Below are 12,620 nucleotides of genomic sequence, written 5' to 3'. Positions count from 1 at the left end.
AAAAATATGATATGTTAATAAGAAATGTGTGATAGTGGTAATTTGTTTACAATCGGGCACTTCTATCCACTATTTTAATAAGATTATACAGTTCGGCTACCTCGCCTAAATGTACTTTATAGTCCCGAAACATATCATTAAGGGAATGACAGGTGATTATTCCACGTTCTACATCATGGTCAACAATTTTTTTTATTGCTATTCCTTCCGTGCGATGTACAATAATAAAATACCAATCTCTAATATGAAGTTTGTATCTCCATAAATCTCTGTTAACTTCTCTTGCCAATACAATATCTCCATCGCAAATAGAATCTTTGGAACCATCGTCCATACTATCTCCTTCAGCTTCGAATAACATGTATTTCCCATGATAAGTGCGGTCGACGATAACGGGTAGACTTGGCAGACTCTCTAAATATCCTTCGTCCCCATAACCGTTCAGATATCCACATTGGGCACGGATATGTACTAAGGGGACATTCATGAAACCGGTAGTTTCTAATCGGTTGGCATTAGATATGAATGGTATGTTAGTATTATTTTCTGTTTCTACTCTCTCTTCTCCTGATTTAATACTAACTATTTGTCCTTCATTCAATATGTTCCCTATTCCAGAAAATAACCAGTCGAAACTATATTGTGGAAAACGATCTATGATTTTCTGACACGTAGCTCGTGACGGATTTCTCTTTTCGTTGATTATTCTAGTGATAGTCACATTATTACTAATTCCAATTGCAACACTGAAAGAGTTTTTATTATACCCTTCCGCTTCCATAATGTATTGTACTCTTTCCCAACCTTCCATACTTATTTTAGTGCTAACGGTTATATATTTAGTTAGTTAAACGATCTTGATATACTAACAATAATACGCTGTACTAATTGCTTTTCACAAACAAGTTAGTATATTTGCATCGTCATACAGTTAACTGGTACAAAGAAACAAAGATTATTTGACTTAGACAAGCACGCGTGTATTTTTTTAGAGATTTAAACTACTAACTATTAATTAAAAGGAGACTAAAGTTATGAAAGGAAAAGTATGGGACACAATTTTGAAAGTGATTATCGCGGTTGCTTCCGCAGTGTTGGGAGCGTTGGGCGGTAGTTCGATGAACTTGTAGAACGCCCCCCCTGTAGAAGATAGTTATATCTCCAAGGGGGGATAAGTTAATTGGAAATTTATTTGTAGCAAAAAGGGTTTTCTTAATATCATTGATTATGAACAGTTTATACACACATAGCAAAAGAAAAGAAATTAGAATTTTATTATTTATTCTATTATTAATTTGTTTTCCACTATTGGATATACATGGACAGCAAGCGCACGAAATCAGTTTGGACGCGCATTGTGCCTATTTCTCCGGAAGCATCTTCTATGGAGAGAAATCAGTCATATCCTGTAGATTATTGTACGGGAGTTCCCAGCATTACCATTCCGTTGTATGAAATCGTAGCGGGAGAAGTTACCATTCCTATTACTTTGTCTTATCACGCTTCGGGACTAAAGCCAAAAGAACGAAGCGGATTTGCGGGAACGGGATGGACACTAAATCTTGAACCCTCTATTATGCGTGAAATAAAAGATACAGCTGATGATGATGAATATGGATGGTTCAAGAACCGCCATCAATCTCCTCCGAATGACGAACGGGAACGCCTGCAATACTATGCCGACCGGGTAGATAACAAGCACGATACGCAGCCCGACAAATTTGTCTACAAACTTCCACATAGCGCTGGAAGCGGGTATTTTTTGGAACCGACCGTTTCGCTGACTACTATTCCGAGAACCAATGACAGGGTTTATTTTAACTACGGCAGTATGAATGCCACAGATGCTAACGGCATTCAATACTTATTTGACGGTGTACATGAGAAAGCCGGAAAATTTATTACACGCTGGCTGTGTACATCCATCCGTTCGCCACGGCAAACAAATCCGCTAGTCACTTTCGAGTACACTACTACTCGTAGCCGGATGCATCCGGGTGACTATTTCAATCTTGATGGCAGGGTAATCATCAACGATATTGAAAGTTCGAGTCCCTACGTCATCATGACCAAGCAACAAAACTCCCATTGTGATCATTTTCGGGTAGAGCCGGATGTGTTTAATTCGGATACATGGTCTACTAAACTGACAAGCGTATCAGAAGGGGTGGCGGGAGTTCACTATCCTCCCGCAAGCAGTTATGTCAATGAGATTGCCAGTGAGGCGCGTCTGGAGAAAGTTCACTTCTTTAATAATACCTTGTCCGTCACATACAGAGAGACCGGAACAAATGTTACTCATTCGGATGTGTATAAAAAGATGGAAGTGACTGATTTGAAAGGGAATATAATTCGTACTATCGAGTTCTTCATCAATCCCTATAATAATAAAACATCGCTGACCAAGCTGGACTCCGTCCGTATTGCTGCACCGGATGTTGAGACGAAAGTGTATGCTTTCCATTATAAGGACACTTATCAGGTTCCTTCCATTTATACTACTGCCGTAGATCATTGGGGATTTTGTAATGGTTCTGACCATTGGGTAGGTAATGAAGTTACAGTTCCCAGTTTCAGACAGATACTATACATGCCTTTGGGTAATCTCAATAAAGGAAAGGCTCTTATTGAGTATGAAGGTGTAAACCGTGAACCCAATGCCGAATGGACGCAGGCGGGGATACTAACCCGCATTATCGATCCGCAAGGGGTACAAACCAATTTCGTGTACGAAGGAAATTGTGGGGCATTTCGTGACAATAATCGTCCGAAAGGCAATGATGACTATCTTCATCCCGTAGGAGGAGTACGTGTAAAAAGCATCGAAACCTATGATCCTCATGCGAATGAGCGGACTATAAAGACCTATAGATACGGATTGACGAAACTTTTTGATCCCGATTATGAACCGATATGGGGTGGTGGAGCCATTAAACATATTGTGAGTCAGCGTGATTATTGCTCATCTATGTCGGCATACAACGTGAATGCTTACGGAACATCATCATGGTTTGAATATATGACTACCTATGTCTCAATGCCTCAATCGAACATTACTTTCAGTAACGGCAGTGCTGTTATGTATAATATTGTAAGCGAAGAAGTCTGCGGAAAAGAAATGGACTGCATAAAAACGGATTATTACTACTACGTTAATGCACATCCCTTTGAAGGAGTGTTGTGGTGGAATAGCTATGACAATATCGTTAAAAATTTCCTTTATACACAACCGGAGGAGAAGATTTGGAAAATATTCCGGCACTCTCCTTATCATCCTCAGGAACCTTCGGACGATTTATTGAGGCATTTTACCAATAGCGGTCAATACAATGGTCTTCTTGCACGTAAGAATTGTTTTAAAGGGAGCGAACTTGCATCACGCACGGACTACTCTTACAAAAGAATCGGTACCAGCTCGGATGTACTTGTTTATCTCCCTGTTCGGAAGCTGCAGGTTGATATTAACGAATATATGAAACATCCCAGCGATTTATCAAGTAAAGAAGTGTATGCTCCTAGCAATTATTATGAACCGACCAGTGGTAACAGCCAGTTGCAGACGACCTTCTTTCTGGATAATAACCTCTTTTACGTCTTGGACCAGGAAACAAACACGGAGTATATGAAGATAGGTAACCGAAAAGACAGTCTGGTGACAACCAGACGATATACTTATGACACCTATTCATACGGTTACAGTTATACGATGGAGCCCAAGAAGATAGAAATACTGAACAGTGACGGAAATTCCGTATCTGACGAATACGATTATCTGTATGAATTTCCCGCTGTCATGTCTTGTCATAAGCGTTGCGAAGGGGGGAGTTCGGAAGAGAGACGTATTCTGTTTAAAGAAGGTACTTGCTTCCCGCAACGGATACAGAGTAAAACAGACCGTTTGAGCGATTATTGCGATGAAGTGGTGTATACCGCTTACGACGGTCACAATAATGTAGCCGAAATAAGAGGCAAAGACGGCACACCGATTACTTTCCTGTGGGGATATCAGAACCGTTTTCCCATTGCAAGGATCGAGAATGCAACTCGTGAGCAGGTCTTGCTGAAAATGGGATTCCCCGCTACAGCCACTAATGTGCTTGATTCATGGTCGGGAGGGGTGGAACCAACGGATGAGATGAAGAATAAAATAAGCTCTCTGCGAGTAAGTCTTCCCAATGCACGGGTGACTACCTATGAGTATGAACCGATGAAGGGAGTGACTGCCATTACCGATCCGAACAATGTAGTGACCCGTTTCGAGTACGACGGTTACAGTCGTCTTACCGACAGTTATTATATGGATCCGGACTTGAAGAAAGTCATGCTACAGAGAAATATTTACCATTTGGGGAAATGAGAGATAGAAACACGATTCAAAAAACGAACTAAAGACTAAAGAAGATATGAAAAAATATATATGCTTTATATTGTTCAGCCTGTTCTCCATTGTCAGTTTCGGGCAGAAAGGTCATGAGCATCGGGTGAGTGGCATGACCGGAACCTCTCCATCTAATCAGGATGATACTTCAGGAATAGCGATTGATCCTGTTATGTATGCCGGCGGTTCCAATGACCAACCGTATATTATCACCCTGAGACCCATGGTGAAAACTGATTCACTGGAAACTTTACCTGAAAGTGGGCAACTGCAGGAAATACAGTATTTCAATCATTTGGGATTGCCGACAGAGAAAATCAGGAAAGGTTTCACCCCCGCTCTGAATGACCTGATTACCTTGCAGGAGTATGACGGTATGAACCGTGAGATAAGACAATGGTTGCCTACAGCCATGGAAAATCCAGGCGGATCCTATGTTGATCCTTCTCAAGTTCAGCAGTCTGCAAGAAGTAGTGAACTTTATGGGTATGATACTTACCCTTACAGCCAGACTATATATGAAGGTTCTGCAGAAGGCAGAATCAAACAACAGTTTGGACCGGGAAAAGATTGGCATACTGGGGAGAAAGCTGTATGCGCTGATTATCTGACCAATTCAAATACTGAAGTAGCATTGAATGCACGCTTGTACAGGTGTAGTGAAACTACGCTGACATGTTCCGGTAATTATAGAAACGGTTCTCTTCGGGTAGTAAAAACGACGGATGAAGACGGCAACGTCAGCTATGAGTTTAAGGACAAAGTAGAGAGATTGATTCTTTCCCGTCAGATGAATGGGGCAGAATGGCTGGATACTTACTATGTGTATGACAATGCCGGAAACTTGCGTTTTGTTCTTCCTCCTTTGGCTGCAGATGTACTGACGGGCAGTAGCGGCTCATGGAATGAAGACAATGTTGCTCTTAAGAAGTATGCTTATATATATAAGTACGATAGCAAGAATCGCTGTATTTATAAAAAACTACCCGGATGCGGACCGGTGTATACTGTGTATGATGCTGCCGACAGGGCCATCTTCACTCAAGACGATATGCAGCGTGATAAGGGAGAATGGCTGTTCAGTATTCCGGATGCATTTGGCAGAATCGTTTTGACAGGTACTTGTAAAAACGTGCTGAATTATAGCATGACCCCTTTAGGCAGTACGATAATCGTAAAAGCTACTCTGGATAAAACGACGAATGCTACAAAAGGATATGTAGTCTCGGGGATAACATTAAATACTCCCGTTATATTGACAGCAAGATACTTCGATAGCTATGACTTCATCGGGCAGAACGATTTCCCTTCCGGAACAGCTACCGCATACGAATCGGCAGACCCCTACGGTAAACGTTATGACGGCGGCTGTAGAGGTCAACAGACCGGATCATTGACAGCACGGCTTTCTAAAACAGGATCGGTAACAGGATATCTTTACTCAGTGATGTATTATGATGACCGCTACCGAATGATCCAGCAGAAAGGTAACAACGAACTTAACGGTACCAAACAGACATATATCGCTTACAGCTTTACCGGTCAACCAACGGAAGTGAAACAAGTATACGCGATTCCCGGAGAAGAAACGATCACTGAAATCCGTAAGCATACGTATGATCACGCCGACCGCTTGCTTCGTACCACTTATCAATTGAACAATGACCCTTTAATCACTTTGGTTGATAACGTTTACGACGAAGTCGGTCGATTAAAATCGGAACGCCGAAACGGGAACCCAAAGCTGAAAACAGATTACGGCTATAATATCCGTTCTTGGACGCGCAGCATCAGCGGAAGTCTTTTTAATCAGACTTTATATTATCAGGATCAATTGGAAGGTAATACACCTTGTTACAATGGGAATATCAGCAGTGTGCTTTGGAAAGCGGGTCCGTCCAATAATGAAAGCGGTTACCGTTTTACATACGACGGTCTTAACCGTATGAAGAATGCTATTTATGGAGAAACGAACAGCTTGTCGGTAAATCCTAACCGATTCAATGAACAAATAACCGCCTACGATAAAAAGGGGAACATACTTGGTTTGCTCCGTTATGGTCAGACTTCATCCTCGGAATACGGTTTGATTGATAACCTGAACCTTACGTATGATGGCAACCAACTGCAAGCGGTAAAAGATAACGCTACCCATTCTGTATTCGGCAACGGTATGGAATTTAAGGACGGTGCAAATCAAACAATTGAATACGCTTACGATAAAAACGGTAATCTGACTAAAGATTTAAACAAAAAAATAGCTGTTATTCAATATAATCTTTTAAATTTGCCAAGTCAGGTAATTTTTGTCGACGGTAACGTGATTGAATATGAGTACGGGTCGGATGGTAGAAAACTTCGTACAGCTCATGTAATAAACGGTGTTACTTCTATAACAGATTACTGTGGCAATGCGATCTATGAGAACGGCTCTTTGAAGATGTTGCTGAATGAGGCTGGTTATATAAGTTTCCCTGATAAGAAGTTTCATTTTTATCTGAAAGATCATCAGGGAAATATCCGTGTGGTAGCAGATAAGGACGGTAATGTGGAAGAAACTAATGATTATTACCCATTCGGCGGATTGTTTACTGCTTCGACGAGTGTTCAGCCTTATAAGTATAATGGTAAGGAACTGGATAGAAAGAACGGGATTGATTGGTATGATTATGGAGCAAGACATTATGATCCGGCGATAGGGAGATTTACTACTGTGGACCCGATGATTGATAAATACTACCCTTTAACTCCTTATGGTTATTGTGGAGGAAATCCAATTTGCCATCGAGATGAGGAAGGGAAGTTTATCAATAATGTTGTTGGCTTTTTTATTGGTGGAGGTGTGGATCTTGGAATTCAAGTTGCTGCGAATCTTGTTTCAGGTAATGGCGCTTTTGATGATATAGATTGGGTTAGTGTAGGTGCTTCAGCTGTGGAAGGAGGTTTAACTTCTGGGGAAAACATTAGTAGTTAAAGCAGGCGTTGCTATTGCGAAAAATACTATAAATGGCATAAAAGATGGCGATCGTGCCTCAGATATTGTGAAAAACACAGTTGGGGATGTGATCACAGATAAGATTATTGGTAAGACTAGTGATATTGTTGGTAAGGGTGTGAAAAATATGGTTTCAGGACTTGGGAAACAGCTTAACCAGACAGGAAATAAAATGATTCTAAGTAAAAATAAGGCGACTAAAATAATGGAAAAAATGCCAGGTATTTCTGAAACGAAGATAGCGCGAAAGATTGCAACATCTAAAAATAGTCTGGTCGATGCTAGTAAAACTATTAACCGTGCGATACAAAAGACACCAGAGAATGTGACTGGCATTAGTATGAAAACATATAAAAAGAAGTATGAACAAGAACAAAAACAGTAAAAACATGAATCATGGAAAACATATAAATAAGCGAATTATAAGAGAAAAGATAGAGAAAAAGAAAGGCTGTATCGGCATTCTGATCATGTTACTCATATTTTCATCACCTCTTTGGTTTTATAGAGGAATTATGCATGAAATCGTATTACCAATTTGGGGAGAAAAGAGCAAAGCTGTTTTATCTGGCACAATGCGTCCTCGTCCATGGAGTGGAAGATATGGGATTCCTCATTATTCTTATTCTTTTTATAAAAACGGGAAATTATATAGAAAAGATTCAACCATTTCAGTTGAAGATACTCTGTATCACTTAGGAGATAGTGTCGATATTATCTACTTAGAATCGATACCTTCTATAAATGCTTGTGTTTCTCTAAAAAGTGAAAGATGATATATATTATAACTTAATCGATCTTATCTTTACATAAATTGATTAATAAAGTATTTACCCTAATATGAGTTGACTAGAATACGACTTGTATTAGGGTATTCCTTTTTGTTTTACGTATGATGGAGCTAACCGTATGAAAAATGCTATTTATGGAGAAAGAAGTACTTTAAGAACGAATCCGAACCGCTTTAATGAACAGGTTACGGCTTATGATAAAATGGGTAATATCCTTGGCTTACTCCGTCACGGACAGACTTCTGCTACTGAATATGGTTTGATTGATAATCTTAATCTCACTTATGCTTGCAACCGGTTGCAAGCAGTAAAAGACAACGCTACCCACTCTGTATATGGTAACGGTATGGGATTTAAATATGGCGTCAATCAGTCAGTGGAATATTTGTATGATAAAAACGGTAATTTGACTAAAGATTTAAACAAAAAAATAGCTGTTATTCAATATAATCTTTTAAATTTGCCAAGTCAGGTATCGTTTACGGAAGGGAACGTTATTGAATACGAGTACGGTGCTGATGGCAGGAAACTCCGTACGCTCCATATGGTGAATAATGTGACCTCTACTACCGATTACTGTGGCAATGCGATCTATGAGAACGGCTCTTTGAAGATGTTGCTGAATGAATCGGGGTATATAAGTTTCCCTGATAAGAAGTTTCATTTTTATCTGAAAGATCATCAGGGAAATATCCGTGTGGTAGCAGATAAGGACGGTTATGTGGAAGAAACTAATGATTATTACCCATTCGGCGGATTGTTTACTGCTTCGAGGGGTGTTCAGCCTTATAAGTATAATGGTAAGGAACTGGATAGAAAGAACGGGATTGATTGGTATGATTATGGAGCAAGACATTATGATCCGGCGATAGGGAGATGGCATGTGGTGGATCCGATGAGTAAGAAGTATTATAGTTGGAGTCCGTATACTTATTGTAAGAACAATCCGGTGTTGAGGATAGATTTAGATGGAAAGGATGATTATATAGTATCTGAAACAGGACGGTTAACTCGCTTGAATGTACCAACCGAAACCGATATATTATATACCTATTCAGGTGATAGCAAGAATCCCAAAGGTGGAAATAAAATAGAAATGACTGAAAAAGGGTTGCTTGAAGAAATGGTAAAGGTTCAGCAATCTCATAATGGCTATAAATCATTCGGAGCCAGTACAAACATTGCTGATGCGTCCAATTTATTTCAATTTGTAGCTGAAAATACTAAAGTAGAATGGTCATTGAGTGTATTTGAATCTGGTGGAGTGCATACAGCTATTATTGCAACTGATCAACAACCAAATACTGTGCAAAATGGAATTTCTGCTAAGAATAATCTTGGAGTTGTAGGAGAAAGTAAGGTGCAAATACATTCTCATCCAGATTCGGGAGGAACTAAAGGTGGCTACGGTAATGATTTAAGAAACGCTAATCCAAAGAGTAAGAATCTAGTATACTTTCAGGCAAATCGAATATTATATGAGTATAATAATACGAAGAGCAATATAAAGGAGACACCGGTTGTAGAAAAAAACAGGTATATATAATTATATAAAGGATTTAATAAAACTGAAAAGATGAAAAGTAGATTAATTCTTTCGTTAATTTTAATAGGGGGATGTATGTCCCCCTCCACCTCTCCTGAGGATATTCATCAACGGGCAGCTATCCTAGTTGCGATGTTGATTGACAGTAACTATATTCACCATTCATATTTGGAAGTATTAGAGATAGTATCAAATGATTCTAATGTTATTTATCGTGTCAGACCCTCAGATTCTGCTGCGTCTTGTACTGACGAGTTACCTTCTAGAGTGTTGAGTTACAAAGATAAATATCTCTGTTTTATAGAATTGGATGAACAGGAAATGTCGCGGAATGAACTATTTGAGAAAGGTATCGTCGCTGATTCTAATTTTCAGTCAAATTCTCTTGATTTTGATGACGGTTTTTGGTTGTTAGCTCTTCAAAAATATGGAAAAGAACATGTTTTGGTGAAATATAGAGAGGAATATGATAATATAGTAGAGATGCCGGAACTTTGGCCGTATCTTTCCGGAGGCTCTCCTCAAAGTCAGCCTGTTTTTATGTCAATGGACAAACATTATATTGTTGTTGCGGATTCATTGCTTTCCAGACTTGGGGATCTTGGAGTAGATACTCTGAAACGTTATATAAACCGATTTTATGGAGTTATTCAATTAAAAAATCAAACGGATTCAACTATAGTATTATCAAATAACAATTTGAGCAATTTAAGTTTTGCTTTGGTGAACAAGACGGATACTCTAAAATTGGTTTTGAGAGACTCACTACCTATAATTCTTGGATCTCACGAATATGCCTACCTGAGGTATGACAGTGAATCTCCTCAAAGATTTCTTCAAAATTTACCAGAACAAGATGTCTGGATGTCAATGTATAGGTTATTCAGTGATTCTACTTTTTGTTTCTTGAAGATGAATGGAATACCGACAAACTTCAGAATATTGCACAATGATGCAACCATCTTTAGTTACATAACGGTAGACTCAGAAACGCAAAAGTATATTCCTGGCGACAAGTCTAAGATATTTTACAATAATAAAGTGCACGATAAAGATCTGAGAGGGTATCGTTTTCGTGGATGGTGACTCTATTTTATGTTTTATAAATATTGAGCAATCACAAATGTTGTTATTTTCTCAGAATTATCAAATAAACAATCGGAATGTCGATTAGAATTTGACATTCAAAGAGGTGAATCATTATTATGCCTTTGTAGATCTGCTACCAAGTTCGGTAAGTAATGCTATTCACCCTTATAAGTATAATGGTAAGGAACTGGATAGAAAGAACGGGATTGATTGGTATGATTATGGAGCGAGGATGTATGATGCTACATTGGGAGGATGGACGACTATAGATCCACAAAGTGAGAAACTTTATACTGTATCACCCTATACATATTGTATTAATGACCCAATAAAGCATAGAGATCCAGATGGTGAATTTCCTTGGATTGCAGGTTTGATAGGTGTGGAATTGATTATATTACCCAGGTTACAGTTAATAGGTTGGAAGGAAAGTCTTGGTCGGAATCCCTTACTAATGTAGATGGGAAATCAATTTTGACCTCAGCTGTTACAAGTATGGCAGGTGTTGGATTAGCTAATGTTGTTAGTAAGGCAGTAACAGTTTCAAAACTAGTTCAGGCAGGTGGCAAGGTAGCTAAGACATTAACAGTTGCAGGTGATATGGCGGCAGATGCTACGGTAAGTGTAACATCTCAATTAGTTGAAAAAAGACATGTTGGTGGAAAATCTGTACTAACAGATGTCATGGCTGGACAAGCGAGTGGAGTAGTTGGTAATTATATAAAATCCTCTTATCAAAACTCTGCAAAAGGAAAAACTTTACGAAGATTGGCTGACCACGATAGACGTGTTGCAGGAAATAATCCAAGAGAATCCAGAGCGAAAAGAGCAGAACAGTCTGCGAAAAAGGCTGCAGGCTATGGTTTTGGAACTGCAGAAGCTGCAAATACATCAATTTCTAGTGGAGTATCGGAAGCTATAAAACAATTAAATAAAGATGATAAGAATAGGTAGTGAATTTATATTTTGGTCTGTTGCTTTCTTTGTAGTGATGTTAATCTTTGATGGTTTTGATATCGCATTACAAAGTACAATGTTTATTATTGGTATGATATACTATACTTATAATATCGCATTTGTTTATTTGCGATTAAAAAAAGTATGTTTCAATTTTGAACAAGCCGCCTCAAAGAAAGAATGGCTTTGGTTCCTATTAACTAATATCATAATTTGGTCTCTTTTTCTTGTTTCTTTGCCTGAAAGAGGTGTTGTTATGGTAGAAATTATCCCTCATGGATTGCTCATTATTCTGCTTATTTATGATATTATAAAGACATTATTAAGAAAAATGTTTGGTTAATATTTAGGAGACTATATGTTAAAAGTTGATATAGACTTGTTGTCTTGCCCTAATACGAGTTGGCTAAATACAACTTGTATTAGGGTAGTGATTTTTTCTGTTCATAACTTTAATTTCTACTGGAGTGGGTGCAACTTGTGAAACTGTAACTGACTATAAAGCGTCATGTCATTGATTGCCGTGGTCAATAGATTAGTTTATTGATTGCTCGGCTTTCACAACTGGTGATACGGTGACAGGTATTATACTATCAGAAAAAGATAGAGGGCAATACAACTTATTATAATAGCAATATAAGTAGGGATATTCAGTAAATGTCCCTCTTTCTTATAAATTCAGGGCATTTATTACCCCAAATTATGACCGAAGTACTTTGTAAATAATGCCAATCTGATAGGAACAGGTATTGCGGCATTATCCTGACACGTTCTGCATTGGAAATTGCACGTCAGGCAGGTTGGGACGATTCGGTATCCGATATTGAGACACGTGTTCGGACAGCTTTAGCGGCTTTGGAACAA

Annotated in this window: 11 protein-coding genes; 10 read left to right on the top strand and 1 reads right to left on the bottom strand. The window is 38.8% G+C overall.

Annotated features, from left to right (window positions below; translation table 11 throughout):
- Nucleotides 1-46: 46 nt before the first annotated feature.
- Entirely contained in the window at nt 47-811 is a 765-nt protein-coding gene (locus BLW31_RS21705; RefSeq protein ID WP_010537342.1) for a LexA family transcriptional regulator, read from the bottom strand.
- A gap of 223 nt (nt 812-1,034) precedes the next feature.
- On the opposite strand from BLW31_RS21705, the gene BLW31_RS24570 reads away from it, so the two are divergent.
- From BLW31_RS24570 to BLW31_RS21665, 10 genes are all read left to right on the top strand, one after another.
- Nucleotides 1,035-1,130: a smalltalk protein gene (locus BLW31_RS24570; RefSeq protein ID WP_010537343.1), complete on the top strand. Its 96-nt coding sequence runs from the start codon at nt 1,035-1,037 to the stop codon at nt 1,128-1,130.
- Between the two features lie 188 nt (nt 1,131-1,318).
- Nucleotides 1,319-4,357, top strand: coding sequence for a hypothetical protein (locus BLW31_RS21700; RefSeq protein WP_010537344.1), 3,039 nt, complete (start codon nt 1,319-1,321; stop codon nt 4,355-4,357).
- A gap of 46 nt (nt 4,358-4,403) precedes the next feature.
- Complete coding sequence (locus tag BLW31_RS23890; RefSeq protein WP_010537345.1) at nt 4,404-7,352, top strand: RHS repeat domain-containing protein; 2,949 nt, start codon at nt 4,404-4,406, stop codon at nt 7,350-7,352.
- A 67-nt stretch (nt 7,353-7,419) separates the two neighbouring features.
- Nucleotides 7,420-7,758 carry a hypothetical protein gene (locus BLW31_RS24210; protein ID WP_010537346.1) on the top strand — a complete coding sequence of 113 codons (339 nt, stop codon included), beginning with the start codon at nt 7,420-7,422 and terminating at the stop codon, nt 7,756-7,758.
- Entirely contained in the window at nt 7,736-8,149 is a 414-nt protein-coding gene (locus BLW31_RS21690) for a hypothetical protein (protein WP_010537347.1), read from the top strand. The genes BLW31_RS24210 and BLW31_RS21690 overlap by 23 nt, the downstream gene beginning before the upstream one ends.
- Before the next feature lie 133 nt (nt 8,150-8,282).
- Nucleotides 8,283-9,710, top strand: coding sequence for an RHS repeat-associated core domain-containing protein (locus BLW31_RS25090; protein WP_010537348.1), 1,428 nt, complete (start codon nt 8,283-8,285; stop codon nt 9,708-9,710).
- Between the two features lie 30 nt (nt 9,711-9,740).
- On the top strand, nt 9,741-10,796 hold the full coding sequence (locus BLW31_RS21680; RefSeq protein WP_010537349.1) for an Imm65 family immunity protein: 1,056 nt from the start codon (nt 9,741-9,743) through the stop codon (nt 10,794-10,796).
- 106 nt (nt 10,797-10,902) lie between these two features.
- Nucleotides 10,903-11,259, top strand: a complete 357-nt coding sequence (locus BLW31_RS21675; RefSeq protein ID WP_224207113.1) for an RHS repeat domain-containing protein — start codon at nt 10,903-10,905, stop codon at nt 11,257-11,259.
- 35 nt (nt 11,260-11,294) lie between these two features.
- On the top strand, nt 11,295-11,753 hold the full coding sequence (locus BLW31_RS21670; RefSeq protein ID WP_022301834.1) for a hypothetical protein: 459 nt from the start codon (nt 11,295-11,297) through the stop codon (nt 11,751-11,753).
- The gene (locus BLW31_RS21665) at nt 11,737-12,099 is read left to right on the top strand and encodes a hypothetical protein (RefSeq protein ID WP_010537352.1); all 363 of its coding nucleotides are present in this window, start codon (nt 11,737-11,739) and stop codon (nt 12,097-12,099) included. Before BLW31_RS21670 ends, BLW31_RS21665 begins: the two co-directional genes overlap by 17 nt.
- Nucleotides 12,100-12,620: the final 521 nt, after the last annotated feature.

Origin of the sequence: Bacteroides faecis MAJ27 (genome assembly GCF_900106755.1) — a bacterium.
GTDB classification, from domain to species: domain Bacteria; phylum Bacteroidota; class Bacteroidia; order Bacteroidales; family Bacteroidaceae; genus Bacteroides; species Bacteroides faecis.
This window is presented reverse-complemented; position numbering and strand designations above follow the sequence as displayed.

Bases quoted from the DNA above. Each gene is read 5' to 3' on its own strand.
- BLW31_RS21705 (WP_010537342.1), bottom strand. From the start codon at position 811: ATGGAAGGTTGGGAAAGAGTACAATACATTATGGAAGCGGAAGGGTAT.
- BLW31_RS24570 (WP_010537343.1), top strand. From the start codon at position 1,035: ATGAAAGGAAAAGTATGGGACACAATTTTGAAAGTGATTATCGCGGTT.
- BLW31_RS21700 (WP_010537344.1), top strand. From the start codon at position 1,319: ATGGACAGCAAGCGCACGAAATCAGTTTGGACGCGCATTGTGCCTATT.
- BLW31_RS23890 (WP_010537345.1), top strand. From the start codon at position 4,404: ATGAAAAAATATATATGCTTTATATTGTTCAGCCTGTTCTCCATTGTC.
- BLW31_RS21690 (WP_010537347.1), top strand. From the start codon at position 7,736: ATGAACAAGAACAAAAACAGTAAAAACATGAATCATGGAAAACATATA.
- BLW31_RS25090 (WP_010537348.1), top strand. From the start codon at position 8,283: ATGAAAAATGCTATTTATGGAGAAAGAAGTACTTTAAGAACGAATCCG.
- BLW31_RS21680 (WP_010537349.1), top strand. From the start codon at position 9,741: ATGAAAAGTAGATTAATTCTTTCGTTAATTTTAATAGGGGGATGTATG.
- BLW31_RS21670 (WP_022301834.1), top strand. From the start codon at position 11,295: ATGGCAGGTGTTGGATTAGCTAATGTTGTTAGTAAGGCAGTAACAGTT.
- BLW31_RS21665 (WP_010537352.1), top strand. From the start codon at position 11,737: ATGATAAGAATAGGTAGTGAATTTATATTTTGGTCTGTTGCTTTCTTT.